This is a genomic window from Streptomyces sp. NPDC029044 (assembly GCF_040637495.1).
GTDB lineage: Bacteria > Actinomycetota > Actinomycetes > Streptomycetales > Streptomycetaceae > Streptomyces.
Window position 1 is genome coordinate 246,587 of sequence record NZ_JBEZWN010000005.1, and the last position, 26,968, is coordinate 273,554.

Sequence of the window (26,968 nt, forward strand, 5' to 3'; positions counted from 1 at the left end):
TCGGCATGCTGGGATCGGTGACGCACCGATGGGAGACCCGCCATGAGCGCACTCACCGTGAGCCAGGACCCCGAGCAGAGCTGGGACGACCTCGTCCGGTTCTGGGAGGATATGGATTGGCCCGAGGGCAGCAAGGTGGAGATCATCGAGGGGATCATCACCGTGTCACCTGCTCCCGCTTACCGCCACAATGTGATCGCGGCCCGCATCCAGCGTCGCCTCTACTCCGTGATCCCCGAGGACTGGGAGATTTTCCAGACACTGGCGATCGCCGTGCCGTCACGTCTCGGCATGCTCATCCCAGATCTCGTGGTGGCCCCCGTGCGGGAGGACGCTGACACGGACACCCACATCCCGGCCGCCCTCGCCGAACTCGTCGTCGAGGTCACGTCCAAGTCCAACGCTCGCCACGACCGGGTCAGCAAGCCGGCCGCCTACGCCACTGCCGGTATTCCGCTCTACCTCCTCGTGGACCGCTGGGCTGCCGACGGCCCCACCGTGACGCTCTACGGCGAGCCCAAGGGCGATGTCTACCGCCCCCTGGGCACCGCGAAGTTCGGCGAGTCGATCAAGCTGCCGGCTCCCTTCGACCTTGTCATCGACACCGGCGAGTTTCCGGAAGGCTGAGTCACCCCAGCACCGCCGCCGCCACCACCAGAACCGGCACCGACAGCACCGTCGACAGCAGGATCGCCTCCCTCGCCAGCACCTCGCCCACCCGGTAGTTGCTCGCGTACGTGAAGAGGTTCTGCGCCGCCGGCAGCGCGGACGTCACCACCACGTCGAGCAGCAGGGCACCGTGCAGGCCGAAGACGCCCGCCGCGAGGGCCCAGGCGACCAGGGGCTGGACCACGGACTTCAGGACTACGGCGAGGAGAACCGGGGCCCGTTCCGCGCCGCGCAGCGGAAGCGTGCTGCCCCGCAGGGAGATGCCGAAGGCCAGCAACACCGCGGGCACCGACATGTTGCCGATCAGGTTCAGGGGGTCCATCAGCGGGCCGGGCACCGCGAGGCCCGACGCCGAGACCGCCACCCCGGCCAGGGAACCCAGCGCTATCGGATTGCGCAACGGCGTGAGCAGCCGCTGCCACAGGGGCCGCTTCCGACCGCCGCTCGCCAGGTCCAGGACCGTCAGCGCCACCGGTGTGACACCGACCAGCTGGAACAGCAGCACCGGCGCCACCAGGGACGCGTCACCCAGCACGTACACGGCGATCGGGATGCCCAGGTTCCCGGAGTTGACGTAGCTGGAGCACAGCGCGCCGATCGTCGTCCGGCCCACGCCCCAGCCGCGCACCGCCCCCACCGCCACGAAGATCCCCGCCGCCGCTGCCGTGCTCATCGCCGTGACCAGCAGCCGGTCGGAGAAGATCACGGACAGGTCGGCCTGCGCGAGGGTCGTGAAGAGCAGCGCCGGCGAGGCCACGTGGAAGGCGAGCTTCGTCAGGACCTCACGGCCGCCGTCCCCCAGATACCCCCGCCGGCCGATCAGATAGCCGACGCCGATGACGACGGCGATCACCGCGAACCCGCTCAGCACCCCCTGCACGGCACCTCCCCACCGGCGACGAGGGCACGGGGCAGCGCGGCAGAACCGGATCGGTGGGGCATACAGCCAACCCTTCGGGGAAGGCGCTGCCCGGGTCAATGTGATCCTTACGGCGCCGACCCGACGGACCGCCGCGATGAGTTACCGCCGCCCGCCCGGTCTACCGATCGTGGACGCCATGACACCGCCCGTGCTCGTACTGCCCGGCCCCGTCACCCGGGACGAGGTGAGAGGGCTCAGCGACGATGTCCGGGCACTGCTGCACGGCAGCGGTGCCCGGGTCGTGGTGTGCGATGTCGCGGGCCTGGGGCCGCCGGGCCTCGCCGCCGTCGACCTGCTGGCGAGGCTCCAGCTGGCCGCCCGCCGCGCCGGGGGGCGGATTCGGCTGCGCGACCCCGACCCGGCCCTACGCGCCCTGCTCGACCTGGTCGGTCTCCGCTTCGAGGTGGAGGGGGAGGTCGAAGAGCGGGAACCAGCGCTGGGTGTCGAGGAAGCAGTGGAACCCGGTGATCCGGCCGTCTGAGATCTCCAGCACCTGGACCGCCCACGGCGTGAAGCCGCCCTTCTCGGGGTCCGGCTTGTACTGGGCGAACCCCGGCAGGCCGTTGACCTGGACGGGCACCAGCCGGGAGCCCGCGCAGGGCGCGCCGAGGGTGGTCATGAAGCCGGTGATGTCGCGCGTGCCGGTCAGCCACAGGTCGAACGGCGGCATCGTCATGACCGCGTCCTCGTGCAGCAGCGCCGTCAGCGCCGTCATGTCGTAGCCCTCGAAGGCCGCCACATAGCGGTCCAGCAGCTTCTGCTGGTCCTCGTCCAGCGGGTCGGAGACGGCCGCCTCGGCGCCCGGCTCCTGCCGCTCGGCGAGGGTGGCGCGGGCCCGCTGGAGGGCGCTGTTCACCGACGCCACCGACGTGTCCAGCAGCTCGGCGACCTCGCTGGCCTTCCAGGCCAGGACCTCGCGCAGGATCAGCACGGCCCGCTGCTTGGCCGGGAGCTGTTGCAGGGCGGCCATGAACGCGAGCCGTACGGACTCCTTGGCGATCGCCGCCTCCGCCGGGTCACCGGTGGTGGGCAGCACACGGCCGTCCGGCATGGGCTCCAGCCAGGTGTTGTCCGGTCGGGGGGAGAGGGCGGCCTGGGCGAGCGGGGTGGACTCGGTGAGGTCCATCGGCCGGGCTCGCTTGTTGCCTGCGGTCAGCATGTCCAGGCACACGTTGGTCGCGATGCGGTAGAGCCAGGAGCGCAGGCTGGAGCGGCCCTCGAACTTGTCGTAGCTGCGCCAGGCGCGGACCATCGTGTCCTGCACCGCGTCCTCCGCCTCGAAGGAGGAGCCGAGCATCCGGTAGCAGTACCCCGTCAGCTCGGTCCGGTGTGCCTCCAGCCTGCTGTCCAGGTCCGTCGGTGCCGCCGTGCCGTTCGCCATCTCCACCCACCCCTGTGGACGTTCTGTTCACGCGCCTTCGCGCTCCAGCACTTGGGAAGCTACCGCAGCCCACTGACAACGGCCCCCCGAGCGCGCAAAGGCGCAGGTGGAAGCCGGTGATCCAGGCCGGCGGTGACAGATGTGCGGGCCTTCACGCGAGCTCCTTGACCGACATCAGCAGATGCCGGTGCTCCCCGGCCGCCGCGTCCGCACCCTCCTCCCCGTCGCCCGGCACCGCGTGCAGCAGCGCCCGCTGTCCCGCCCCGAGCAGTTCCAGCCGTACCCGCGGGCTCTCGAAGGACGTCAGGGCGTCCAGCAGGTAGGCCGGGTTGAACGCGACCGGCATCTCGTCGGCGCCGCTCAGCGTGGCGGGCAGCCGCTGGGCCGCCACGTCGTCGCCGTAGCCGGCGCGCAGCCGTACGGATCCGCCGGCCGAGAAGTCCAGCCGCACCGGGCTGTTCGCCTCCGCCACCACCGCGACCCGCCGCACCGCCTCCGCGAGGTCCTCGCGCTCCACCTCGGCGACCGCGGCCCCCGCCATGTCGAACAGCGACGTGTACGCCGGCAGCCGTCCGTCCAGCAGCCGCAGCGCGGTCCGCGTCCGCCCGCCCTCGAAGCCGACCAGACCGCCGCCCCCGCCCGGCTCCCACCCGATCCGCACGTCCCCGCCGCGCCCCAGCGACCGCGCCACGTCCAGCAGCCGCCGCGCCGGCAGCAGCGTCTCCACGACCCCGTCACCGGCGGCGGCCTCCGGCTTCCACTCCAGCCGTCGCACCGCGTACCGGTAGCGGTCCGAGGCCGACAGGGTCATCTCCCCGCCGTCGAGGCGCAGTTGTACGCCCGTCAGCAGGGGCAGCGTGTCGTCGCGTCCGGCGGCGACCGCCACCTGGGCGACGGCGGTCGCGAAGGCGGCGGCGTCGACGGTGCCGTAGGGCGCGGGCGGCCCGGGCGGGGACGGGTACTCCGCGAGCGGCAGCGTCGACAGCCCGAAGCGCGTACCGTCCCCCTCCACCGTGAACCGCGAGCCCTCCAGCACACAGCCCACCGGCCCGTCCGGCAGCACCCGGCAGACGTCCAGCAGCCGCCGCCCCGGGACCAGCACCCGCCCCGGCGCCGTGACGTCCGCGTCGGCCTCCACCCGGACCGCCGCCTCGAAGTCGAACCCCGTCACGGCCAGCCGCCCCGCGTCCGCCTCCAGCAGCAGCCCGCCCAGCACCGGCACCGGCGTGCGCCCGGGCAGCGCGCGGGCCGCCCGGCCCACGGCATCGGCGAACTCCGTACGGTCGATGCGGAACTCCATGAAAAATCCCCCTGCTCGGAACCGGTGATCAGCCGGCGCGGACGTTATCCGCACCCACTGACAACCGGCCCCGACCAGGGGGGATGCCGCGAAGTCTCAGGCGGCCGTGGCCAGTTCCCGGCGCTGGAGCCGGGCCGCCCGGGTGCCGAAGACCGTGATCGTGACGACGCCCAGCACCGCCAGGAGGCCGACCCCGACCGTCCCGGCCCAGCCGCCCGCGTGGAAGGCGATCGCGCCGACCGTGCTGCCCGCGCTGGAACCGATGTAGTACGCGGACTGGTACAGCGCCGAGGCCTGGGCGCGGCCGTGCGTGGCCGTCTTGCTGACCGCGGAGGAGGCGACCGCGTGGCCCGCGAAGAAGCCCGCCGTGATGAGGACCAGCCCCGCCAGGACCAGCGGGAGCGAGTCCGCGAGGGACAGCAGCAGGCCCGTCGTGGTCGTGCCGCCCGCCGCGTACAGCGCGCCCCGCCGGCCGAGCCGCCCGACCAGGCGGCCCGCCGTCGACGCCGACACCGTGCCGACCAGGTACACCAGGAAGATCGAGCCGATGACGCCCTGCGGCAGCGAGAACGGGGCCTCGGTCAGCCGGTAGCCGATGACCGTGTACACACCGCCGAACACCGTCATGAACAGCGCGCCGATCGCGTACAGCCGGCACAGCAGCGGGTCGGACAGGTGGGCGCGGACCGTGCGGGCCAGGACGCGCGGCCGCAGCGAACCGGCCCTGAAGTGCTTCGGGGCGGGGAGCAGCAGCCGGAAGGCCACCGCGCACGCCACAGCGATCACACCGATGACACCGACGGCGATCCGCCAGCCCCACTCCTGAGCGACCCAGCCGGTGATGACCCGGCCGCTCATCCCGCCGACGCTGTTGCCCGCGACGAACAGTCCGATCGCCGTGATCAGCGCCTTCGGGCTGACCTCCTCCGCGAGATACGCCGTCGCCGACGCGGGCAGCCCGGCGAGGGCGGCGCCCTGGAGCGCCCGCAGCGCGATCAGCACACCGAGGGAGGGGGCGAACGGCACCAGCAGCCCGAGCGTGACGGCCACCGCGAGCGACGCGGTCATGACCGCCCGGCGTCCGAAGCGCTCCGACAGGGCGCTCATCGGCAGCACGAACAGCGCCAGCCCGCCCGTCGCGGCGGCCACCGTCCAGCTCGCGTCGCTCGCCGCCACCCCGAACTCGCCGGAGATCAGCGGAAGCAGCGCCTGGGTGGAGTACAGCAGCGCGAAGGTCGCGACACCCGCGAGGAACAGGGCGAAGCTCATCCGGCGGTAGCCGGGGCCGCCCGGGGAGACACGTGAATCGGGGGTGGGAACAGAGGCATCGGCGCCCACGATCGTGGACGCCCCGGTACTGGCGGGAGACATGCCTCGAACCTACGGACGACTCACTCATCCGTCCAATGCATGGAACGGTCATAATCGTTCCCATGGTGCATCAACAGAGCTCACAGCCCCGCCTGTCACCAAGCAGTGACACAGAAGACATGGCAGAGATGTCGAAGCTGCTGGCGCCGCGCCTCGCGTACTTCGCGGGCGTCGCCCGCACCGAGCACGTCACCCGCGCCGCCCAGGAGATGAACGTCCCCCAGTCGACCCTGTCCCGGTCCATGGCGCGCCTGGAGCAGGACCTGGGCGTCGACCTGTTCGCCCGGCACGGCCGCACGGTCTCCCTCACCCCGGCCGGCCGCACCTTCCTCAGCTCCGTCGAACGCGCCCTGGCCGAGGTCGAACGCGCCGCCGAGGAGGTGCGCGCCGACGCCGACCCGACCACCGGCAAGGTCGCCTTCGGCTTCCTGCACACCATGGGCGCCGAGACCGTCCCGGGCCTCCTGCACGCCTTCCGCGCCGACCACCCGCGCGTCCGTTTCAGCCTCGTCCAGAACTACGGCGAGGCCATGCTGGAACGCCTGCGCGCCGGCGAGCTCGACCTGTGCCTGACGTCCCCGGTGCCGGACGCCCCCGACCTGGTGGCCCGCCGCCTGGACGAGCAGAAGCTGCGCCTGGTCGTCCCCGCCGACCACTCCCTGGCCGGCCGTCGCCGCATCCGCCTCGCCGAGGCGTCCGACGAAACCTTCGTGACCCTGGAACCCGGCTACGGCCTGCGCCGCATCACCGACGACCTCTGCAAGGAGGCCGGCTTCAAGCCCCGCATCGCCTTCGAGGGCGAGGAGGCCGAAACGCTGAGGGGTCTGGTGGCGGCGGGCCTGGGAGTCGCCCTCCTGCCGCCACCGGCCGTCCCGCGCCCGGGCGTGGTGGAACTGACGGTCACGGCCCCGAGGGCGGCCCGTGAAATCGGAGTCGCCTGGCTGGAGGGCCGCCCGGACACGCCTCCGGTAGCGGCTTTCAAGAGGTTCCTGCTCTCGAGAAGAGGCAGCCTGTTGCCCACCTGAAGGGGCGCGGGGCTGTATCGATCTGCGGCTCCGCCGCGGGGGCGCGACCAGCCACGACGCGCCCGCAGCCCGAAGGCCACCAGTGCGAGGACGGCGCTACCGCCTCGAAGGACTGAACCCCGCCGCGAGCGGCATCCGCAGCCCCAACGGCGGCGGCGCCGCGAACGCGTCCCGCACGGGCCGCGACACCACCCGCCCGAACAACGCCCCCATCACGAAGTCCTCGGCCAGCGCCAGCACTTCGTCCCGGTACTGATGCAACCCGTGCCCGTCCGCGTGCACTTCGAACCGGCACACGTCCCGGTTCGCCTTCTTCGCCCGCGCCGCCAGCCGGAACGACAGCTCGGGATCCGTCCGCCCGTCGTTCGTGCCGTGCACGATCAGCACCTGGCGTCCGACCAACTGCTTCACCGGTTCGGGTGGTGCCGCGACGTCCTCCTCCGGCAGCCAGGGGGCCAGCGCCAGCACGGAGTTGACGGCGTCGTGGCCGCCCGCCCGCAGCCCGGCCCGGCCACCCATCCCGAGACCCACGAGGCAGACCGGGACGTCCCCGTAGCGCCGGACGACCTCGTCGGCCGCCCAGGTGGCGTCCTGCGCGAGACGGGCCTCGCTGCCGTTCCACCCGCGGTAGCGGTAGTGCACCACGTGCGCGGCGAGACCTTCGTCCCGTCCCGCGCGGGCCAGCCGTCGCCCGACGGCGCGCATGGAGGCGGTCGCCAGCATGGGCGACGGTCTGCGGGCGGAGACCTCGTCACCGCCGGGGAGCAGCAGCACCGCGCCGCTCACCGCCGTCGGCTGCGGACCGAGTGCCCTGCCCAGCCGGGCCCTGCGAACCGGCGTCGCTTGGTGTGCCATGACAGAACAGTGTCAGAAGCGCGGGTGTACACGACCCGTCCTCGGGGTCACCGTTACGTATCGACGAAAAAGTAAAGCTGCCGGGGCCGCGCCCTCTACGCGCGTAGGAGTTAGAGTGCGGAAATGACGAGCCAGACCACCGCGAACACCCCGACAACGGACCAGATCCGCCGGGCGCCCAAGGTTCTGCTGCACGACCACCTCGACGGCGGTCTGCGCCCCGGCACCATCGTCGAACTCGCCCGCGAGAGCGCCTACACCCAGCTCCCCGACACCGACCCCGAGAAGCTCGGCGTCTGGTTCCGCGAGGCCGCCGACTCCGGTTCCCTGGAGCGGTACCTGGAGACGTTCTCCCACACCGTCGGCGTCATGCAGACCCGGGACGCCCTGGTCCGGGTCGCCGCCGAGTGCGCCGAGGACCTGGCCGCCGACGGCGTCGTCTACGCCGAGGTGCGCTACGCCCCCGAGCAGCACCTGGAGGGCGGCCTCCGCCTCGAAGAGGTCGTCGAGGCGGTCAACGAAGGCTTCCGGGAGGGGGAACGGCGCGCCCGCGAGAACGGACAGCGCATCCGCGTCGGCGCGCTGCTCACCGCCATGCGGCACGCGGCCCGCGCCCTGGAGATCGCCGAACTCGCCAACCGTTACCGCGATCTGGGCGTCGTCGGCTTCGACATCGCCGGTGCCGAGGCCGGCTACCCGCCCACCCGCCACCTCGACGCCTTCGAGTACCTGAAGCGCGAGAACAACCACTTCACCATCCACGCCGGGGAGGCCTTCGGGCTGCCCTCCATCTGGCAGGCCCTCCAGTGGTGCGGCGCCGACCGGCTGGGGCACGGCGTGCGGATCATCGACGACATCCAGGTCCACGAGGACGGCCGCGTCGAACTCGGCCGGCTCGCCTCCTACGTCCGCGACAAGCGCATCCCGCTGGAGCTGTGCCCGAGTTCCAACCTCCAGACCGGGGCGGCCGCCTCGTACGCCGAGCACCCCATCGGACTGCTGCGCAAACTGCACTTCCGCGCCACGGTCAACACGGACAACCGTCTGATGTCCCACACCAGCATGAGCCGGGAATTCGAGCACCTCGTCGAGGCATTCGGATACACGCTCGACGACATGCAATGGTTCTCCGTCAATGCGATGAAATCAGCGTTCATTCCTTTCGATGAACGACTGGCCATGATCAATGACGTCATCAAGCCCGGGTATGCCGAGCTGAAATCCGAATGGCTGTTCCGTCAGACGGCTTCCACCAGCGGTTCTGCCGATTTCGAGGGCTGATCCGGGCGTATTCGGCGCACTGCGGATGCGGCCGGCGTTCACAATCCGTCCGCATTTCGATGTTTGCGGCGGGTGGCGCCGGGTGTTTACGGTCGCTGGACCGCTCACCCACCCCGTCATCCCGTTACGAGGACGCATTTCATGAAGCAGTCTGCTGCCAAGTCCCTCGGTGTCGCCGCTCTCGGTGCCGCCTTCGCCGCCGCCGGTGCGGGCGCCGCCAACGCCGCCCCGGCCCTCCCGGACACCGCCCAGACGCTGGAGACCGTCACCACGGCGCTCCCGGCGGAGCAGCTCTCCCAGACGCTGCCGGGCTCGGGTGAGGCGCTGGGTCAGGGGCAGACGGCGGCCGGTGCCGGTCTGGCCGCCGCGCAGCCGGTCGCCGAGCAGCTGCTCGCCAAGGGCCCGACGGGCCCGGCCGCCGGCCTGCTGGGCGGACTCCCGGTGCAGGGGCTGCCCACGCACGGCCTGCCGGTGAACGGCGTGCCGGTCGGCTGACCCACCCGCCGAGGCGGACACACACGCCGATGGGGCGCACCCGCACGGGGTGCGCCCCATCGGCGTTCTCACAGGGGGGTTACCAGGCCGTCCGGGTCTTGCCGTGCACCTTGTCCTCCGAGGGCAGCACGATCCACAGCGCGATGTACAGCAGGAACTGCGGGCCGGGCAGCAGGCACGAGACGAGGAAGATCACGCGCATCGTCGTCGCGGAGGTGCCGAAGCGCCGTGCCAGCGCGGCGCACACTCCGCCGATCATGCGGCCGTGGGTGGGGCGGGCGAGGCGGGACATGTGCGACTCCTTCAACGTCGGTGTGCGTGGGGCTTCTCGTCCGAGTACCCCATCTGCACTCCACGCTACGGAGACGAAGGGGGCAAAGCGTCGCTCCACGGGGCGATCCCGACCCTGGGAATCGTCGGGGTCCGACCCTGAGCCGGCTCCTCCGGGGGGAGGGGCGCACGCAGCGCGCCGGCGGCGGTACGGCGGCGCAGCCAGGAACGACCCGCCGGGACCAGCGCGAGATGCGCGAGGGCCACGCCCGCGGTGTTCAGGAACAGCGAGTCGACGTCGACGACCTGACCGGGCACACCGGTCTGCACCAGTTCGATGCCCCACGACAGCAGGGCCCCGGCCGCGACGGTGCGCAGCAGGGACGCCAGCGGCGAGACGGCCAGCCTGCCGCTCACCACCGGCAGCAGCACACCCAGCGGGGCGAGCAGCGCCAGCTTCTCACCGATGTGGCGGGCCGCCTCCGGCCAGCCCAGAGCGAGGTCGGCTCTGATCCCGGCGAACGGCCGCAGATTGGCCGGCATCACCCAGGGCACGTCCAGCGGCCGCAGCGTGAACCAGGCGACGAACGCGAGGTGGGCGACGAGGAGGACACCTCCTGTCACACGGATGCGGAACGCGGCGCTGCCGCCGATGGAGCCTTGACGCTGCACGCCCCCCTAGACGCGACCTCCGGCAGGATCGGTTCCGGGACCGGCCCCGACAGGTGTGTGAGGCATGCGCCACAACCCGCCGGCGTCACTCCCGGGCCACCGCCTTCGACGGCGGTTCCGTGCTGCCGGGCCGGGCCCGCACCTCGTCCGTGCACTCGAAGCGGCGCGGTGCCTCGGCACCGGGTCCGCCCAGGACCACCGAACCGTCCCCCTCGGCCGCCGCCGAGTCGGAGAAGGTGCAGACGATCTGCGCGAGGGCGTACGAGGTGAGTCCGGCCGGTGCCGTGCTCAGCCGCAGGGTGTCCTCCGGGTCGCCGGGGCGCGGCCCGCCGACGGTGATGCCGTCGCGGACGTCCGTGCTGTAGCCGGCTTCCTTCTCGGCGGCCGACGGTGGTGTGGCGAGCTGGTCCAGCAGGCCCTGCGCGACGAGCATGCGCCGCTCGGAGTCGGCCGCGCCGTCCGGGACCCGCACGGTCCGGTCGACGGTCACCAGCGCGGACCCGCACAGCAGGAACACCTGCACCGGCAGCCCCCGGGCCGCCTGCGTCGAGACGTCCGGCTCGGAGAGCGAGCACTGCACCCGCGAGGGCGCGGCCCCGAAGTTCGTCGGCACCTCCGTGGCCCGGATCCCGCAGCCGGCCAGCAGCACGGCGAGCGCCGGGGCGGCCAGCAGCCGGGGCACGGCCGTGAGACGGGCGGTCATCGTGCGTCCCCCTTCGCGTCCTCGCCCGGGGGCCGGTCGGTGTCGCTCCCGGGCTCCAGACCGCCCTCGGCGGGCTGCTCCTCCGCGTCTGCGGGGGACGTGCCGCGCGGGAGCCGCAGGGTGAACACCGCGCCGGAGTCGGGCGAGTTGGCCGCGGTGATCTCGCCGCCGTGGATGTGGGCGTTCTCCAGCGCGATGGACAGACCCAGGCCGCTGCCCTCCGAACGCGGCCGGGAGGCGCTGGCCTTGTAGAAGCGGTCGAAGACGTGCGGCAGGACGTCCTCCGGGATGCCGGGCCCGTGGTCCTGCACCTCGATGACGATCGAGTCGTCCGCCTCCCGCACCGACACCCGCACCGGGGAGCCGCCGTGCTTGAGCGCGTTGCCGATCAGGTTGGCCAGGATGACGTCCAGCCGGCGCGGATCCAGCCGGGCGTGCAGACCGCGCTCGGCGTCCAGCTCGACCGCGTCCAGCCAGGCGCGGGCGTCGATGCAGGCGGTGATCTGGTCGGCGAGGTCGACGTCGTCCAGGACCAGCCGGGCGGTGCCCGCGTCGAAGCGGGTGACCTCCATCAGGTTCTCGACCAGGTCGTTCAGCCGCCGCGTCTCGCTGACCACCAGCCGGACGGCGGGCTCGATCATCGGGTCCATGCTCCCGGTCTCCGCCTCCAGCTCCTCCTCCAGCACCTCCGTGACGGCGGTGATGGCGGTGAGCGGCGTGCGCAGCTCATGGCTCATGTCGGCCACGAACCGCCGGGACGCCTCGTCCCGGGCGGCCATGTCGGCGACCCGCTTCTCCAGCGCCTCGGCCGCGTTGTTGAACGTCCGGGACAGATCAGCGAGTTCGTCGGTCCCCGACACCCGCAGCCGGGTGTCCAGCTTGCCCTCGCCGAGCCGCCGCGCGGCCGCCCCGAGCCGCTGCACCGGCTTCAGCACCGTCGTCGCAGCGGCCTGCGCGAGCAGCGCCGAGCCGATCAGCGCGAGGCCCGTGGCGATGCCCAGCGACCAGGCCAGCGAGTTGAGGTCCTTGGCCTCCGGCTCCAGCGACTTGAGCATGTAACCGGTCGGACCGCCGCCGATCACGCGCGTACCGGCCACCAGGTACGGCGTGTCGTGGTCGACTATCCGCTGCCAGTACAGGTGGTACGGCTGCTTGTTGCCGCCGTCGACCTTCTGCGCCTTGTTCACCGCCGTGCGCAGCGAGGCCGGCACGTCGCGCAGCGAGAAGCCGCTCAGGCCGCCGGAGCTGCCGTAGACGGTCCGGCCCGCGGTGTCGCGGCCCACCAGCAGCACACTGAAGCGCTGGTCGCTGCCCGCCATCTGGCCCGCGGTGTGCTGGAGCTCGTCCTGCGTGGGCCGCTCGGGCAGCGCGGCCGCCCGGTTCTGCATCTCCTGCTCGAAGTCGCGCAGCACGGCGTCCTGGGTGCGGGTGAGCACGGCCTCGCGGTTGAGCCAGTACGCGATCGCGGACGCGGACACGGCGGCCGTCAGGGCCACCAGGCCGAAGACGACGACCAGCCGCAGCCGCAGGCTGGTGAAGCGCAGCCGCGACAGAACTCCCTTGCGCGCCCCGGTCCAGCCGCGGGCCCCCCCTTGGTGCGCCTGGGTCACTGAGGCGCGTCCAGCCGGTAGCCGACACCCCGCACGGTACGGATCAGCGTCGGGGACGACGGCACGTCCTCGACCTTGGCGCGCAGCCGCTGGACACACGCGTCCACGAGCCGCGAGTCGCCCAGGTAGTCGTGTTCCCACACCAGCCGCAGCAGCTGCTGCCGGGACAGCGCCTGGCCCGGCCGCCGGCTCAGCTCCAGCAGCAGCCGCAGCTCGGTCGGCGTCAGCTGGAGGTCCTCGCCGTTCTTCGTCACGGTCATCGCCGAGCGGTCGATGACGAGGCTGCCGAAGCTCGCCGCGTCGTTCGACTCCCGCTCGCCGCGTCGCAGCACGGCCCGGATCCGGGCGTCCAGCACCCGGCCCTGCACGGGTTTGACGACATAGTCGTCGGCGCCGGACTCCAGCCCGACCACCACGTCGATGTCGTCGCTGCGCGCGGTCAGCAGGATGATCGGCAACTGGTCCGTGCGCCGGATGCGCCGGCACACCTCGAACCCGTCGATGCCGGGCAGCATCACGTCCAGCACGATCAGATCCGGCCGCTGCTCGCGGAGCAGCTTCAGACCGTCCTCACCGCTGGCAGCGGTCGCCACGCGGTGACCCTGGCGCGTCAGTGAGAGCTCCAGGGCCGTCCGGATGGCGTCGTCGTCCTCGATCAGCAACAGGGAAGGCACGCGCTCATTCTGGCCCATGGAGGGGTCGGGGTTCGACCGGTGGGGCCCACTCGGTGCGGCCGGTACCGCCGACGCGTGTGTACGACCTGTGGGCGGACTGTGGCCGACCCCTGTGACAGGTCTGTGACAGTCGGCGGACACGGCCATGAAAGTGCGGCGGCAAGCTTTTCGGCACAGGCAAGGAAGCCCGCCCCAACAGGCGGGCCGCACACCGGAAGTCCACGACGGGGGGCGCGAGATGAACACGCTGCACGGCATCAGCACCAGCGCAGTTGTCACGCGTCTGCACGACGTGCACAGGGTTTCCGAGAAGTCCGGTGCCGATGGGGGTACCTCCCTGCTCGAGCGTAGTCGAGAGCTTGGGGGAGGGCGGGGGTGCGCTCGCGGCGCCGGGCGTCAGCACACCGCGTTCATGACGGTGGTTGACGCACCCACGGGGGAGAGCAAGGGGACGGGGGCGGCGCACGGGGGAGCCGCGTACGGGGAGGGCTCGGGGGAGCGTCGTTCGCTGACGGAGGCGGAGTTCACCGCCTACGTCCAGGAGCGCCGTGCCTCCCTGTACGCAACCGCCTACCACCTCACCGGTGACCGCTTCGAGGCCGAGGACCTGCTGCAGAGCGCGCTGTTCTCGACCTACCGGGCGTGGGACCGGATCAGCGACAAGGCCGCGGTCGGCGGGTACCTGCGCCGCACCATGACGAACCTGCACATCAGCGCCTGGCGGCGCCGCAAGCTCAACGAGTACCCGACCGAGGAACTGCCGGAGACGCCCGGCGACACGGACGCGATGCGCGGCACCGAGCTGCGCGCCGTCCTGTGGCAGGCGCTGGCCCGGCTGCCCGAACTCCAGCGCACCATGCTGGTCCTGCGCTACTACGAGGGCCGCACGGACCCGGAGATCGCGGAGATCCTCGACATCAGTGTCGGCACGGTGAAGTCCAGCATCTGGCGGTCGCTCCGCCGGCTGCGCGAGGACGAGGTCCTCAGCTTCGGCCGTGACGAGGAGGACGCCTTCGGCGAGCTCGTCGCCTGAAGGTCGGGGGGGAGCACCACAAGGGGGCCCACGGGGGAACCGTACGGACGCTGGGGGGCGTCTTCGCGGGAGAGTGGGGACTCGGGGGAGGACAACGGGGGAGCACAGGAGCGGGACTGGAGGGCCGGGGGGTCCGTCCAGTCCCGCTTTCCTTTGTGCTCCGGCACCCTGGAGCCGGAACCGCCGCCCTCGGCTGGGCCGCCGTCGGCTAGGCCGCTGTACGCAGGCCCGCGCACCGGCCGGCCGCCGCCGCGGCCAGCCGGCCCATCGCCTCGTCGCGGTCGCAGGCGTACGCACCCAGTGCCGTCTGGCGGGCGACGATCGTGCGCTCCTCCCGCATCAGGCGCCAGCCGCGGCGCAGCAGGAACGGCACCGACTTGCGACCCTCCCTCAGATCCCGCAGGAAGCGGCGGCGGAAGGTCTTCACCGGGCCGCGGCTCAGGCACAGCGCGTCGGCCAGGACGCCGAGTTCACGGCAGCGTGTGACGATCTCCGCGGCGAAGATGCCCTCCGCGATGAACAGCGGGGTCCGTCCGATGTCGACCGTCTCGTCGCCGGTGCGGGCGCTGAGAGAGATGTCGTAGACGGGAACGTCCGTACGACCTGTGCGGCACAGCCGGGTGATCGCGGCGACGGCCGTGTCCGCGTCCCAAGAGTCCGGATGGTCCCAGTCGATGTCGGAGCTCTCCGCCACGAGCGGCAGGGTCGGGTCGTCGCCCTCCTTGTAGAAGTCGTCGAGCCGCAGCACCGGGAGGCCGGAGCGGGCCGCGAGGAGGGACTTGCCGGAGCCGGAAGGGCCGCAGAGCAGCACGACTCGCGTCGATATGGGCGATGGAGAACTCACGGGACACCAGTGTGAGGCATCCACCGGGGGCCGTACGACCCCGCGGGTCGGCTTTGATGCGCGCGTCACACCTCAACTACCCTCGGTCCCGATCCGATCACCCAGTGCATCAGAAGGTGGCAGTCATGGCCCGACACGACTCTCCCAAGAAGCCGGCCGCCCAGCGTGCCCTGGCCGTCCTCGCGACCGCGGGCGTGGCACTGGGGGCGGGCACGGCGTCGGCCGCGGCGGACCCCACCTCGATCCTGGGCGTGGTCAACACCCGTCCCACCTCCCTGGGCAAGATCGACCCCCACTCCGGCCTCCAGGCCGCGACCGGCACCGTCGGCTACGTCACCGGCCCCGTCGCCGGCCTCAAGCCCAACCCGCTCGCCGGCACCGGGGTCGACCCCCTCGACAACGGCATCGGCACCGACCTCGCCGACTTCAAGCCCATGACGTCCCAGGCCCTCACGGGGCCGGTGGCGCAGGCGCAGTCGATCGGGAGCATGCCGGTGGTGGGACAGGTGGCGGGACTGCTGTCGCAGCAGTAGGCACGCGGAGAAGCCCCGGCCCTCCCGGACGGAGGAGGGCCGGGGCTTCGGCCTGTGGGGGGCGGGCTAGTACGAGGAACCCGACGCGCCCAGCGAACCCGTGGGGTGCCAGACCGTCTTCGTCTCCAGGAACGCCGTCATGCGGTCGATGCCGGGGGTCTCCGCGTAATCCACAGGCTGTGGACGGAGGACGCGCTTGAGGTTGTCGGCCGCGGCGGTCTCCAGTTCCTTCGCCAGGGCCTCGTCGGCGCCCGCGAGGTCGATCGCGTTGACGTCCTGGTGGGCGGCGAGCGGGGTCGCGATCTCCGCCGTACGGCCCGACAGGACGTTGACCACGCCGCCGGGCACGTCGGAGGTGGCCAGCACCTCGGCCAGGGACAGGGCCGGCAGCGGGGCCTTCTCGCTCGCCACCACGATCGCCGTGTTGCCGGTCGCGATCACCGGGGCGAGCACCGACACCAGGCCCAGGAAGGACGACTCCTGCGGCGCCAGGACGGCGACCACGCCCGTCGGTTCGGGGGAGGACAGGTTGAAGAACGGGCCCGCGACCGGGTTGCCGCCGCCGACCACCTGGGCGATCTTGTCGGTCCAGCCCGCGTACCAGACCCAGCGGTCGATCGTCGCGTCCACGACCGCCGCCGCCTTGGACTTCGACAGGCCCTCCGCGTCGGCCACCTCACGGGTGAACTGGTCGCGGCGGCCCTCCAGCATCTCGGCCACGCGGTAGAGGACCTGACCGCGGTTGTACGCCGTCGTCCCGGACCAGCCGCCGAACGCCTTGCGGGCGGCGACCACCGCGTCCCGGGCGTCCTTGCGGGACGACAGCGGCGCGTTCGCCAGCCACTTGCCCTTCGAGTCGCTCACCTCGTACACCCGGCCGCTCTCGGAACGCGGGAACTTCCCGCCGACGTACAGCTTGTAGGTCTTGAACACCGACAGTCGTGCATCAGACATCGAGGTACGCCTCCAGGCCGTGGCGGCCGCCCTCGCGGCCGAAGCCCGACTCCTTGTAGCCGCCGAACGGCGACGTCGGGTCGAACTTGTTGAACGTGTTGGACCAGACGACACCCGCGCGGAGCTTGTTCGCGACCGCCAGGATCCGGGAGCCCTTCTCCGTCCAGATGCCGGCGGACAGGCCGTACGGCGTGTTGTTGGCCTTGGCGACCGCCTCGTCCGGCGTGCGGAACGTCAGCACCGACAGCACCGGGCCGAAGATCTCGTCCCGGGCGACGGTGTGCGCCTGGGTGACGTTCGTGAACAGGGTCGGGGCGAACCAGTAGCCGCTCTCGGGCAGTTCGCACGCCGGGGACCAGCGGTCGGCGCCCTCCGCCTCGCCCTGCTCGACGAGCGAGGTGATGCGGGTGAGCTGTTCCTCGGAGTTGATCGCGCCGATGTCCGTGTTCTTGTCCAGCGGGTCGCCGAGACGCAGCGTGGACAGGCGGCGCTTGAGGGAGTCGAGCAGCTCCTCCTGGATCGACTCCTGCACCAGCAGGCGGGAGCCCGCGCAGCAGACCTGGCCCTGGTTGAAGAAGATGCCGTTGACGATGCCCTCGACGGCCTGGTCGATCGGGGCGTCGTCGAAGACGATGTTCGCGCCCTTGCCGCCCAGCTCCAGCGTGACCTTCTTGCGGGTCCCGGCGACCGTGCGGGCGATCTCCTTGCCGACGGCCGTGGAGCCGGTGAAGGCGACCTTGTTCACGTCGGGGTGGGCGATCAGCGCCGCGCCGGCGTCGCCGTAGCCCGGGAGGATGTTGACGACGCCCTTCGGCAGGCCGGCCTGGCGGCAGATGTCCGCGAAGAACAGCGCCGAGAGCGGGGTGGTCTCGGCCGGCTTCAGCACGACCGTGTTGCCCGTCGCGAGCGCCGGGGCGATCTTCCACGCCAGCATCAGCAGCGGGAAGTTCCAGGGGATGACCTGGCCCGCCACACCCAGCGGCCTCGGGTTCGCCCCGTAGCCGGCGTGGTCGAGCTTGTCGGCCCAGCCCGCGTAGTAGAAGAAGTGCGCGGCCACCAGGGGCAGGTCGGCGTCGCGCGTCTCCTTGATCGGCTTGCCGTTGTCGAGGGTTTCGAGGACGGCGAGTTCGCGGGAGCGTTCCTGGATGATGCGCGCGATGCGGAACAGGTACTTGGCGCGCTCCGCGCCCGGCAGCGCCGACCACTTCTCGAAGGCCCGGCGCGCGGCCTTCACCGCGCGGTCGACGTCCTCGGAACCTGCCCGGGCGACCTCGGAGAGGACCTCCTCGGTGGACGGGGAGACGGTCTTGAAGACCTTGCCGTCCGCCGCTTCGACGAACTCGCCGTCGATGAACAGGCCGTACGAGGGCGCGATGTCGGCGATCGCGCGCGACTCGGGGGCCGGGGCGTATTCGAATACGGGTGCCATGGTGATCAGTCCACCGTCACGTAGTCGGGACCGGAGTAGCGGCCGGTGGCCAGCTTCTGGCGCTGCATCAGCAGATCGTTGAGCAGCGAGGAGGCGCCGAAGCGGAACCAGTGGTTGTCCAGCCAGTCCTCGCCCGCGGTCTCGTTGACCAGCACGAGGAACTTGATGGCGTCCTTGGAGGTGCGGATGCCGCCGGCCGGCTTCACACCGACCTGGATGCCGGTCTGCGCCTTGAAGTCACGCACCGCCTCCAGCATGAGCAGCGTGTTCGCCGGGGTCGCGTTGACGGCGACCTTTCCGGTGGAGGTCTTGATGAAGTCCGCGCCCGCGAGCATTCCGAGCCAGCTCGCGCGGCGGATGTTGTCGTACGTCGAGAGCTCGCCCGTCTCGAAGATGACCTTCAGGCGCGCCGAGGTCCCGCAGGCCTCCTTCACGGCGGTGATCTCGTCGTACACCTTCAAGTATCGGCCCGAGAGGAACGCCCCGCGGTCGATGACCATGTCGATCTCGTCGGCGCCCGCGGCGACGGCGTCACGGACGTCGGCCAGCTTGACGTCCAGCGCGGCGCGGCCGGCCGGGAACGCCGTGGCCACCGAGGCGACCTTCACGCCGGAGCCCGCGACGGCCTCCTTGGCCACGGCCACCATGTCGGGGTAGACGCAGACCGCCGCCGTGGACGGCGTCGTACGGTCCGTCGGGTCGGGCTTGACCGCCTTCGCGCCGAGCGCCCGGACCTTGCCCGGGGTGTCCGCGCCTTCCAGCGTCGTCAGGTCGACCATCGAGATGGCGAGGTCGATGGCGTACGCCTTGGCGGTCGTCTTGATCGAACGGGTGCCGAGCGAGGCCGCACGGCCTTCGAGCCCGACCGCGTCGACGCCGGGGAGCCCGTGGAGGAAGCGGCGCAGCGCGCTGTCGGACGCGGCGACGTCCTTGAGGGGGTGAGCTGCGGTGAGTGCAGAACTGGGCATGGTCACCAGACGAGCATATCTACGCGCGTAGCGGCTGTACAGCCCCCCGGTTTCTCCGGGGCGGATCCGCCGGGCGTTCTCAGGCGTGGGGGACCGTGGGGGACGTGGATGAGGGACGTGCGGACGGGTCCGGCAGAATCGAGACATGACGAGCCCCGAATCCCAGTCGCCGACGCCGCCGCCCGCGGAGCCCGAGTCCCGGGACCGGGTGTACCGGTCGGCCCCGGCCATCGCCGGCGGCGTGATGCTGCTCGGCATCGCCGGATGGCTCGGCGTCGACGCGGTGATCTCCGGGGAGGGGCGCACGCCGTGGCTCGCGCTCGCCCTGCTGCTCCTCGTGGTGCCGCTGGTCGTCGCCTTCACCCTGCGCCCGGCCGTGTACGCCGGCGACGACCGGCTGCGGATCCGCAACCCGTTCCGCGTCGTCGTCGTGCCCTGGGGGCAGGTCGCCTCGCTGCGCTCCGCCTACTCGAACGAGGTCCTCACGGAGTCCGGTGCGAAGTACCAGCTGTGGGCCGTGCCGGTGTCGCTGCGCGCGCGCAAGAAGGCCGCGCGGCGCGAGATGCGGGCGACGGCGCAGGCGCGGCGGCAGATGGGGCGGGACGAGAGCCGCGGCAGCGCGCTCGGCACGACGGAGGGGCTGCGGCAGGGCTTCAGCCGGGAGCCGCTGTCGGACGGGCCCGTGCGGGCGGACACCGACCGGATCATGGACGACCTGCGAGGGCTGCACGAGGCGCGGCGGCAGGCGGAGTCGGCGCGGGGCGAGGTGACGGTGCGGTGGGCGTACGAGGTGCTGGCGCCGGCGGTTGCGGGGGCGGTACTGGTGCTGATTCTCGTCGCGCTGGGGTGATGGAACGGCCGGTTCCCCCGGCACGACCGCCGGTTCGGGTGGCGGTGGGCTGACTGCCCGGCGGGTTCTGGTGGGCCGGCGTGCCCGGCGGGTTCTGGTGGGCTCCGTGCCCGGCCGGTTCTGGGGCCTGGGGTGACCGCACGCCCTGTTCTGGTGGGCTCAGGCGCCGTACCGGTTTCGTGGGCTGACCGCCTGGCCGGTTCTGGGGGCGGTGGGGTGGCCGCCCGGCCGGTTCGGGTGGCGGTGGGCTGACTGCCCGGCCGGTTCTGGTGGGCTCCGTGCCCGGCCGGTTCTGGGGCCTGGGGTGACCGCACGCCCTGTTCTGGTGGGCTCAGGCGCCGTACCGGTTCTGGTGGCGGTGGGGTGGGCCGCTCGGCGGGTTCTGGTGGGCCGGCGTGCCCTGTCGGTTCTGGTGGCGCTTCGGGGCTGACTGGTTCCGGGGGTGATGGGCCCCCGCCAGTTCTGCCGGTCCGCCGACCGGCCCGTTCTGGTCGGTCGGCCGGCCGCGCGGTTTTGTCGGTGGCGGCTTCCGGGTGCGCGTCCGGTGATGGAAAACCGGTGGAGCCGGTGTGCTCCCCGAGCCTAGGTTCGGGGCATGAGCACCCGTACCTTCCGTGTCACCGTCCGAGGCGTCTTCGACGGGCTGAGTGCCGACCAGCGGGCCGGTCTTCTGGAGCGGGCCGCGGAGCACGACGTGCTGCGCGCGGCCTTCACGCCCGAGGGGAGCCTCACGTACGACGTGGCCGTGCGGCCCGCCTTCACCTTCCGCTTCCTGGACTCCGGGGAGGCCGAGGAGGACATCCTGGAGGCGACCGAGCGGGCCGAGGAGTCGGCGCGGGCCTGGCTGGATCGGCGCGGGTACGGCTACAAGAACCTCAGGTCCAGCGCCGAGGACCTCTCCCAGGCGCCTCTCGGAAAGCGGCAGCGGCGGGAGGCCGCCCGGAAGAGTTCCTGAGTCCTCGGCGGGGAGCGGCGGTGCGGGCCCCCGGCCTCAGATGCCCGCCGCCGTGGACAGATCGCGCTTGATCGACTCCAGCAGCGCCGTCGCCTTCGCGCGGGCCTCCGGGAGGTCCGCGTGGGACCCGACCGGGATCACGACCTCCAGGTAGCACTTCAGCTTGGGCTCCGTGCCGCTCGGGCGGACGATCACCCGGGCGCCGTCGAGGGTGTAGCGCAGACCGTCCGTGGGCGGGAGCTCGGCCGTGCCCTTGGTGAGATCGTCGGTACGGGTGATCGGCAGAGCGGCCAGCTCCGTCGGGGGCTGCTCGCGCAGGCGCTGCATCGCGGCCGCGATGAGGGAGAGGTCCTCGACGCGGACCGAGAGCTGGTCCGTCGCGTGCAGGCCGTGCTCCACCGCGAGGTCGTCCAGCAGGTCGAGGAGCGTACGCCCCTCCTCCTTGAGCCGTGAGGCCAGTTCCGTGATCAGCAGTGCGGCCGTGATGCCGTCCTTGTCGCGTACGCCGTCCGGGTCCACGCAGTAGCCGAGGGCCTCCTCGTAGCCGTAGCGCAGGCCCTCGGCGCGGGCGATCCACTTGAAGCCGGTGAGGGTCTCGACGTGGGTGAGGCCCGCCTTCTCGGCGATGCGGCCGAGGAGGGACGAGGAGACGATCGACTCCGCGAAGGTGCCGGTCGCTCCGCGGCGGACCAGGTGCGCGGCGAGCAGGGCGCCGACCTCGTCGCCGCGCAGCATGCGCCAGTCGGTGCCGTCCTGGACGGCGACGGCGCAGCGGTCCGCGTCCGGGTCGTTGGCGATGATCAGGTCCGGGGCGGTCTCGCAGGCGCGTGCCGTCGCGAAGGCCAGGTCCATCGCGCCGGGTTCCTCCGGGTTGGGGAACGCGACGGTCGGGAACTCCGGGTCGGGTTCGGCCTGCTCCACGACGAGGACCGGTTCCGGGAAGCCGGCGCGGGCGAAGGCGGCCAGGAGGACGTCCTTGCCGACGCCGTGCATCGCCGTGTACACCGTGCGGGCGGTGCGGGGGGAGCCCTCGGACAGGACGGCGTCCGTGCGGGCGAGGTAGGCGTCGAGGACGCTGTCGCCGAGGGTGTCCCAGCCTTCGGTGGGGCGCCGGACGGTGGTGAGGGACGGGACGGCGGCGATCTCCGCCGCGATGTCGATGTCCGCCGGGGGGACGATCTGGGAGCCGTCGCCGAGGTAGACCTTGTAGCCGTTGTCGCGGGGCGGGTTGTGGCTGGCGGTGACCTCCACGCCGGCGACCGCGCCGAGGTGCCTTATCGCGAAGGCGAGCACGGGGGTCGGCAGCGGGCGGGGGAGGACGGCCGCGCGCAGACCGGCGCCGGTCATGACGGCGGCGGTGTCCCGGGCGAAGTCGTGGGACTTGTGGCGGGCGTCGTAGCCGATGACGACGAGGCCGTCGTCGTGGCCTTGCTTCTTGAGGTACGCGGCCAGGCCGGCGGCGGCGCGGATGACGACCGAGCGGTTCATGCGCATGGGGCCGGCGCCGAGTTCGCCGCGGAGACCGGCGGTGCCGAACTGGAGGGTGCCGCTGAATCGGGCGGCGAGTTCGGTGTGGTCCCCGGCGTCGATCAGGCGGGCGAGCTCGGCGCGGGTGTCCGGGTCGGGGTCCTCGGTGAGCCACGCCCGGGCCTGTGCGATGAGTTCTTCGTGCACGGTGTGGTGTCAGCCTCTCCGGTGTGGTGTGGGTCTGCGTGAGGTGGTGGGGGTGCGCGTCTTCGCCTTGCGCCGGGTGGTGGGTCGGGGCCGCGCCGGGGGGTGTCCGTCCTCGGAACGTCGCGATGGGCTTGGACGCCGACTGACTGTGCGTTGACGCGACAACCGCTGCGGGCGGACACCCCCCGACACGTCCCCTTCTCGCCGTGCGCGGGTGCGGGTGCGCCCGCTGCGGCCATGTCCCCAGTGCGCCGTGGCTGCCTTCTCGCGCGGGTGGCTGCAACCCCTCAGGGGCGCGGGGAACTGCGCGACCCGCAGCCGCCGGACCGCCTCCCGCAGCCTTCTCAGAGGCGGCCGAGGACCTGTGCGAGCAGGGAACCCATGCGCGTCGCGGAGTCGCGGCCCGCCTGGAGGACTTCCTCGTGGTTCAGGGGCTCGCCCGTCATACCGGCGGCGAGGTTGGTGACCAGGGAGATGCCCAGGACCTCGGCGCCCGCCTCACGTGCGGCGATCGCCTCCAGGACCGTCGACATGCCCACCAGGTCCGCGCCGATGACACGGGCCATGCGGATCTCGGCCGGCGTCTCGTAGTGCGGGCCGGGGAACTGGGCGTAGACGCCCTCCTCCAGCGTGGCGTCGACCTCCTTGCACAGGGCCCGCAGGCGCGGGGAGTACAGGTCGGTGAGGTCGACGAAGTTGGCGCCGATGATGGGGGAGGTGGCGGTGAGGTTGATGTGGTCGCTGATCAGGACCGGCTGGCCGGGGCGCATGCCCTCGCGCAGGCCGCCGCAGCCGTTGGTGAGGACGACCGTCTTACAGCCGGCCGAGACCGCGGTGCGGACCCCGTGGGCGACCGCGGCGACACCGCGGCCCTCGTAGTAGTGCGTACGGCCGAGGAAGACCAGGGCGCGCTTGTTGCCGATCCGGTACGAGCGGATCTTGCCTCCGTGGCCCTCCACCGCCGGCGGCGGGAAACCGGGCAGCTCGGTGACCTGGAACTCGGCCTCGGGGGCGCCCAGCGCGTCCACGGCCGGGGCCCAGCCGGAGCCCATCACGAGGGCGACGTCGTGGGTCTCGGCGCCCGTGAGTTCGCGCAGGCGGGCCGCGGCGGCGTCGGCGGCCGCGTGGGGGTCGCCCTGGATGTCGTCCGGAAGAAGAGATGCGTTCACGCCGATGAGGGTAGCCGGTGATTGCCTACGCGCGTAGATGGCAGAGCTCACGGGGTGGCGATCGTTGTCTTGTCGTTTCCGACGAGCGGCTCGTGCGGGCGGGCGTCAGCAGGGACGCTTGCGGAGTTCCATCACGTAGTCGTGGGGCGCGCCGGCCGACTCGGCCGCGTCGGCGATCTCGCCCAGGTAGCGGGCGGAGGGCAGGCCGCCCTCGTAGGCGTTCAGGGCGAAGGCCCAGGCGGAGTCCTCACCGTCCAGGGTGTGGACCCGGACGCGCGTACGACGGTAGATCTCCAGGCCCACGCCCTCCCAGCGGTCGAGTGACTCCTCGTCCATCGGGGCGATGTCGTACAGCGACACGAAGACCTGGGAGAGCGGGTCCTCCACGATCGTCGGCAGTGCGCCCTCCCAGCCCATGTGCTCGCCGCCGAAGGTCAGTCGCCATCCGTTCAGCCAGCCGGTGGCGCGCAGCGGCGAGTGCGGGGCGCGGCGGGACATCAGCCGCGCGTCGAGGTTGCCGGCGTACGCGGCGTAGAGCGACATGGGGAGAGGGTACGGCAGGCCGCCCCGGCGTCACTGTCGTAACAACCGTCGCATCGGCGGGGCCCCGGGGCGGTGGCATGTTGAGCAGTGCGGGACAATGGAGTACGTGACTCGGATCGTGATCATCGGTGGCGGACCCGGCGGATACGAAGCGGCCCTGGTGGCCGCCCAACTCGGCGCGGAGGTGACCGTCGTCGACTGCGACGGTCTGGGCGGGGCGTCGGTGCTCACCGACTGCGTGCCGTCGAAGACCCTGATCGCCACGGCCGAGGTGATGACCACCTTCGACTCCTCGTACGAGGAGCTGGGGATCATCGTCGCCGACGACACCCCGCACATCGAGCAGGCCGCCCGGGTCGTGGGCGTCGACCTGGGCAAGGTCAACCGGCGTGTGAAGCGGCTCGCGCTCGCCCAGTCGCACGACATCACCGCCTCCGTGACGCGTGCCGGGGCGCGCGTCATGCGCGGCCGCGGGCGGCTGGAGGGCATGCAGGCGCTCGACGGGTCGCGCAAGGTCGTGGTGCGCACCGCCGACGGGAGTGAGGAGACCCTGACGGCTGACGCCGTGCTCATCGCCACCGGCGGGCACCCCCGTGAGCTGCCCGACGCCCAGCCCGACGGCGAGCGGATCCTGAACTGGACCCAGGTGTACGACCTCGACGAGCTCCCCGAGGAGCTCATCGTGGTCGGGTCCGGCGTGACCGGTGCCGAGTTCGCCGGGGCCTACCAGGCGCTGGGTTCCAGGGTGACGCTCGTGTCGTCGCGGGACCGCGTGCTGCCGGGTGAGGACCCGGACGCGGCCGCCGTGCTGGAGGACGTCTTCCGGCGGCGCGGCATGAACGTCATGGGGCGTTCGCGCGCGCAGTCCGCCAAGCGGGTGGGGGACCGGGTCGAGGTGACTCTCGCCGACGGACGCGTCATCACCGGGTCGCACTGCCTCATGGCCGTCGGTGCCGTGCCCAACAGCGCGGGCATGGGTCTTGAGGACGCCGGTGTCCGGCTGCGCGAGTCCGGCCACATCTGGACCGACCGGGTGTCGCGCACGACCGCTCCGGGCGTGTACGCGGCCGGTGACGTGACCGGCGTGTTCGCCCTCGCGTCCGTGGCCGCCATGCAGGGCCGCATCGCCATGTACCACTTCCTGGGCGACGCCGTGGCGCCGCTGAACCTGAAGACGGTCTCGTCGAACGTCTTCACCGACCCCGAGATCGCCACCGTCGGCTACACGCAGGCCGACGTCGACGGCGGGAAGATCGACGCCCGGGTCGTCAAGCTGCCGCTGCTGCGCAACCCGCGCGCGAAGATGCAGGGCATCCGGGACGGCTTCGTCAAGATCTTCTGCCGGCCGGGCACGGGCATCGTCGTGGGCGGTGTGGTCGTGGCGCCGCGCGCCTCGGAACTGATCCACCCGATCTCGATCGCCGTCGACAACAATCTGACGGTCGAACAGATCGCGAACGCCTTCACCGTCTACCCGTCCCTGTCGGGCTCGATCGCCGAAGTGGCACGGCAGTTGCACACCCGCAAGGAGAACGGCGACGGCTGAGGCCGAAACCGGCTCCTCGCTGGTCACGGGGAGTGTTCGACCATGCGTACGGCATAGGCGGCGGGACTAGGCCTTATACCACTTCCCGCTGCTCGGTGCGAACATCTTCTGCTATTCAGCGCAAACTGCTGAAAGCAGACGGTCGCTGGCGTTACTGTCAGTTTCGTGTTCGCTGCAGAACGTCGCCAATTGATCCTCGAAATGGTGCGAGCCAACGGGGCCGTGTCGCTCCGTGAGCTCGCCCGCGTCGTCCAGACCTCCGAAGTGACCGTACGGCGGGACGTGCGCGCGCTGGAGGCAGAAGGACTCCTCGACCGCCGGCACGGCGGTGCGGTACTGCCGGGCGGTTTCACGCGGGAGTCCGGCTTTCCGCAGAAGTCTCATCTCGCGACCGCCGAGAAGACCGCCATCGCCGACCTCGCCGCGAACTTCGTGGAAGAGGGGGAGGCGATCGTGGTCGGGGCGGGTACGACGACCCAGGAGCTGGCGCGCCGGCTCGCCCGGGTGCCCGGGCTGACCGTCGTCACCAACTCCCTCCTCGTCGCCCAGGCGTTGGCCCATGCCAACCGGGTCGAGGTGGTGATGACCGGCGGTACGCTCCGCGGTTCGAACTACGCCCTGGTCGGCAGTGGTGCCGAGCAGTCCCTGCACGGGCTGCGGGTGTCGCGGGCGTTCCTGTCCGGGGCGGGGCTGACCGCCGAGCGGGGACTGTCCACGTCCAACATGCTGTCGGCGTCCGTCGACCGGGCGCTGGTGCAGGCCGCGGCGGAGGTGGTCGTCCTCGCCGACCACACGAAGCTCGGTACCGACACCATGTTCCAGACCGTGCCCACGGATCTCATCACGCGCCTCGTCACGGACGAGCCGCCCGCCCACGACGACCGTGCGGCCACCGAGCTCCAGGCGCTCGCCGACCAGGGCGTGCAGATCGCCGTGGCCGGGGGGCAAGGGAGTTCGGCGGGGTCGGGTCCGGGGGGCCCGGGGGGTGATGCCGTCCCTGCACGTCAGCAGCGCCGGGATGTGCCGGTGCCCGGGCCTCGGCGGCAGGTGCCGGGGGCCGGAGGGCAGTTGCGGTCCGCCTCCGCGTCGATGCTGGGTGAGCAGGGAACCGGGGCGGAGCGGGCCCGGGTGGCGGACATGCGGCGGCGTTGACGCCGACGGTGGGCTGAGCCGCGGTTGCTTTTCAGGCCCCGGCGTTGTCGCTGAGGCCGGGTGGGTCCGCAGCCCGGCGGAACGGGGTAC

28 protein-coding genes are annotated in these 26,968 nt (G+C 72.0%); 11 read left to right on the forward strand and 17 right to left on the reverse strand.

Translation table 11 applies throughout. The features are described 5' to 3' along the window. Positions 1–42 precede the first annotated feature (42 nt). Positions 43–627 (forward strand): Uma2 family endonuclease, encoded by a 585-nt coding sequence (locus AB0E85_RS07400; RefSeq protein WP_361923583.1) that lies wholly within the window; start codon positions 43–45, stop codon positions 625–627. A gap of 1 nt (position 628) precedes the next feature. Here AB0E85_RS07400 and AB0E85_RS07405 read toward each other — a convergent pair whose 3' ends face one another. After that, entirely contained in the window at positions 629–1,549 is a 921-nt protein-coding gene (locus AB0E85_RS07405; RefSeq protein WP_361923586.1) for an AEC family transporter, read from the reverse strand. 178 nt (positions 1,550–1,727) lie between these two features. Between AB0E85_RS07405 and AB0E85_RS07410 the strand changes: the two genes are divergently transcribed. Further along, complete coding sequence (locus AB0E85_RS07410) at positions 1,728–2,072, forward strand: STAS domain-containing protein (RefSeq protein WP_329503609.1); 345 nt, start codon at positions 1,728–1,730, stop codon at positions 2,070–2,072. Here the strand turns inward: AB0E85_RS07410 and AB0E85_RS07415 are convergent. The 3 genes from AB0E85_RS07415 to AB0E85_RS07425 form a co-directional block, all read right to left on the reverse strand. Further along, positions 1,956–2,972, reverse strand: a complete 1,017-nt coding sequence (locus tag AB0E85_RS07415) for a sigma-70 family RNA polymerase sigma factor (RefSeq protein WP_361923590.1) — start codon at positions 2,970–2,972, stop codon at positions 1,956–1,958. The two genes, AB0E85_RS07410 and AB0E85_RS07415, sit on opposite strands and share 117 nt — an antisense overlap. Before the next feature lie 151 nt (positions 2,973–3,123). Continuing rightward, a complete protein-coding gene (dnaN, locus tag AB0E85_RS07420; RefSeq protein ID WP_361923592.1) occupies positions 3,124–4,272 on the reverse strand; it encodes a DNA polymerase III subunit beta in 1,149 nt (382 codons plus the stop codon). Between the two features lie 96 nt (positions 4,273–4,368). Then, positions 4,369–5,643, reverse strand: coding sequence for an MFS transporter (locus AB0E85_RS07425; RefSeq protein ID WP_361923595.1), 1,275 nt, complete (start codon positions 5,641–5,643; stop codon positions 4,369–4,371). 62 nt (positions 5,644–5,705) lie between these two features. On the opposite strand from AB0E85_RS07425, the gene AB0E85_RS07430 reads away from it, so the two are divergent. After that, positions 5,706–6,668, forward strand: coding sequence for a LysR family transcriptional regulator (locus AB0E85_RS07430; protein WP_361923598.1), 963 nt, complete (start codon positions 5,706–5,708; stop codon positions 6,666–6,668). 96 nt (positions 6,669–6,764) lie between these two features. Here AB0E85_RS07430 and AB0E85_RS07435 read toward each other — a convergent pair whose 3' ends face one another. Then, positions 6,765–7,523 (reverse strand): alpha/beta hydrolase, encoded by a 759-nt coding sequence (locus AB0E85_RS07435; protein ID WP_361923601.1) that lies wholly within the window; start codon positions 7,521–7,523, stop codon positions 6,765–6,767. A 123-nt stretch (positions 7,524–7,646) separates the two neighbouring features. Here AB0E85_RS07435 and AB0E85_RS07440 point away from each other — a divergent pair, with 123 nt between their 5' ends. Next, positions 7,647–8,804: an adenosine deaminase gene (locus tag AB0E85_RS07440; RefSeq protein ID WP_361923604.1), complete on the forward strand. Its 1,158-nt coding sequence runs from the start codon at positions 7,647–7,649 to the stop codon at positions 8,802–8,804. A 141-nt stretch (positions 8,805–8,945) separates the two neighbouring features. Then, complete coding sequence (locus AB0E85_RS07445; RefSeq protein WP_361923606.1) at positions 8,946–9,299, forward strand: ATP-binding protein; 354 nt, start codon at positions 8,946–8,948, stop codon at positions 9,297–9,299. Positions 9,300–9,378: 79 nt separating this feature from the next. On the opposite strand, the gene AB0E85_RS07450 is transcribed toward AB0E85_RS07445, so the two are convergent. The 5 genes from AB0E85_RS07450 to afsQ1 form a co-directional block, all read right to left on the reverse strand. Then, complete coding sequence (locus tag AB0E85_RS07450; RefSeq protein ID WP_189591693.1) at positions 9,379–9,591, reverse strand: PspC domain-containing protein; 213 nt, start codon at positions 9,589–9,591, stop codon at positions 9,379–9,381. 65 nt (positions 9,592–9,656) lie between these two features. Next, the gene (locus AB0E85_RS07455; RefSeq protein ID WP_361923610.1) at positions 9,657–10,241 is read right to left on the reverse strand and encodes a VanZ family protein; all 585 of its coding nucleotides are present in this window, start codon (positions 10,239–10,241) and stop codon (positions 9,657–9,659) included. 85 nt (positions 10,242–10,326) lie between these two features. Beyond that, on the reverse strand, positions 10,327–10,944 hold the full coding sequence (locus tag AB0E85_RS07460) for a hypothetical protein (protein ID WP_361923613.1): 618 nt from the start codon (positions 10,942–10,944) through the stop codon (positions 10,327–10,329). After that, on the reverse strand, positions 10,941–12,554 hold the full coding sequence (locus AB0E85_RS07465; RefSeq protein WP_361923616.1) for a HAMP domain-containing sensor histidine kinase: 1,614 nt from the start codon (positions 12,552–12,554) through the stop codon (positions 10,941–10,943). Before AB0E85_RS07465 ends, AB0E85_RS07460 begins: the two co-directional genes overlap by 4 nt. Then, complete coding sequence (afsQ1, locus tag AB0E85_RS07470) at positions 12,551–13,228, reverse strand: two-component system response regulator AfsQ1 (RefSeq protein ID WP_053675520.1); 678 nt, start codon at positions 13,226–13,228, stop codon at positions 12,551–12,553. The genes AB0E85_RS07465 and afsQ1 overlap by 4 nt, the downstream gene beginning before the upstream one ends. Positions 13,229–13,466: 238 nt before the next feature. Between afsQ1 and AB0E85_RS07475 the strand changes: the two genes are divergently transcribed. After that, a complete protein-coding gene (locus AB0E85_RS07475) occupies positions 13,467–14,261 on the forward strand; it encodes a SigE family RNA polymerase sigma factor (protein ID WP_361923620.1) in 795 nt (264 codons plus the stop codon). 208 nt (positions 14,262–14,469) lie between these two features. Here the strand turns inward: AB0E85_RS07475 and AB0E85_RS07480 are convergent, their stop codons facing one another. After that, entirely contained in the window at positions 14,470–15,174 is a 705-nt protein-coding gene (locus AB0E85_RS07480) for a uridine kinase (protein WP_361923623.1), read from the reverse strand. A gap of 56 nt (positions 15,175–15,230) precedes the next feature. Between AB0E85_RS07480 and AB0E85_RS07485 the strand changes: the two genes are divergently transcribed. Further along, positions 15,231–15,638, forward strand: a complete 408-nt coding sequence (locus AB0E85_RS07485; RefSeq protein WP_361923626.1) for a hypothetical protein — start codon at positions 15,231–15,233, stop codon at positions 15,636–15,638. Positions 15,639–15,704: 66 nt separating this feature from the next. Here AB0E85_RS07485 and AB0E85_RS07490 read toward each other — a convergent pair whose 3' ends face one another. Genes AB0E85_RS07490 through deoC form a run of 3 tightly spaced genes read right to left on the reverse strand, consistent with a single transcriptional unit; the run spans position 15,705 to position 18,989 of the window. Beyond that, complete coding sequence (locus AB0E85_RS07490) at positions 15,705–16,592, reverse strand: aldehyde dehydrogenase family protein (protein WP_361923629.1); 888 nt, start codon at positions 16,590–16,592, stop codon at positions 15,705–15,707. Beyond that, entirely contained in the window at positions 16,585–18,021 is a 1,437-nt protein-coding gene (locus AB0E85_RS07495) for an aldehyde dehydrogenase family protein (protein WP_361923632.1), read from the reverse strand. Before AB0E85_RS07495 ends, AB0E85_RS07490 begins: the two co-directional genes overlap by 8 nt. A 5-nt stretch (positions 18,022–18,026) precedes the next feature. Next, a complete protein-coding gene (gene deoC / locus AB0E85_RS07500; protein WP_107456155.1) occupies positions 18,027–18,989 on the reverse strand; it encodes a deoxyribose-phosphate aldolase in 963 nt (320 codons plus the stop codon). A 145-nt stretch (positions 18,990–19,134) separates the two neighbouring features. On the opposite strand from deoC, the gene AB0E85_RS07505 reads away from it, so the two are divergent. Next, complete coding sequence (locus tag AB0E85_RS07505; protein WP_361923635.1) at positions 19,135–19,839, forward strand: PH domain-containing protein; 705 nt, start codon at positions 19,135–19,137, stop codon at positions 19,837–19,839. Between the two features lie 595 nt (positions 19,840–20,434). Next, positions 20,435–20,794, forward strand: coding sequence for a DUF6204 family protein (locus AB0E85_RS07510; RefSeq protein WP_361923638.1), 360 nt, complete (start codon positions 20,435–20,437; stop codon positions 20,792–20,794). A 36-nt stretch (positions 20,795–20,830) separates the two neighbouring features. Here AB0E85_RS07510 and AB0E85_RS07515 read toward each other — a convergent pair whose 3' ends face one another. From AB0E85_RS07515 to AB0E85_RS07525, 3 genes are all read right to left on the reverse strand, one after another. Continuing rightward, complete coding sequence (locus AB0E85_RS07515; RefSeq protein ID WP_361923641.1) at positions 20,831–22,468, reverse strand: phospho-sugar mutase; 1,638 nt, start codon at positions 22,466–22,468, stop codon at positions 20,831–20,833. Between the two features lie 344 nt (positions 22,469–22,812). After that, positions 22,813–23,637 (reverse strand): purine-nucleoside phosphorylase, encoded by an 825-nt coding sequence (locus tag AB0E85_RS07520; RefSeq protein WP_031110318.1) that lies wholly within the window; start codon positions 23,635–23,637, stop codon positions 22,813–22,815. 105 nt (positions 23,638–23,742) lie between these two features. Then, positions 23,743–24,180: a gamma-glutamylcyclotransferase gene (locus tag AB0E85_RS07525; protein WP_361923645.1), complete on the reverse strand. Its 438-nt coding sequence runs from the start codon at positions 24,178–24,180 to the stop codon at positions 23,743–23,745. A gap of 97 nt (positions 24,181–24,277) precedes the next feature. On the opposite strand from AB0E85_RS07525, the gene AB0E85_RS07530 reads away from it, so the two are divergent. After that, positions 24,278–25,726 (forward strand): NAD(P)H-quinone dehydrogenase, encoded by a 1,449-nt coding sequence (locus tag AB0E85_RS07530; protein WP_361923648.1) that lies wholly within the window; start codon positions 24,278–24,280, stop codon positions 25,724–25,726. Positions 25,727–25,891: 165 nt separating this feature from the next. Then, positions 25,892–26,878: a DeoR/GlpR family DNA-binding transcription regulator gene (locus AB0E85_RS07535; protein ID WP_361923651.1), complete on the forward strand. Its 987-nt coding sequence runs from the start codon at positions 25,892–25,894 to the stop codon at positions 26,876–26,878. Positions 26,879–26,968: the final 90 nt, after the last annotated feature.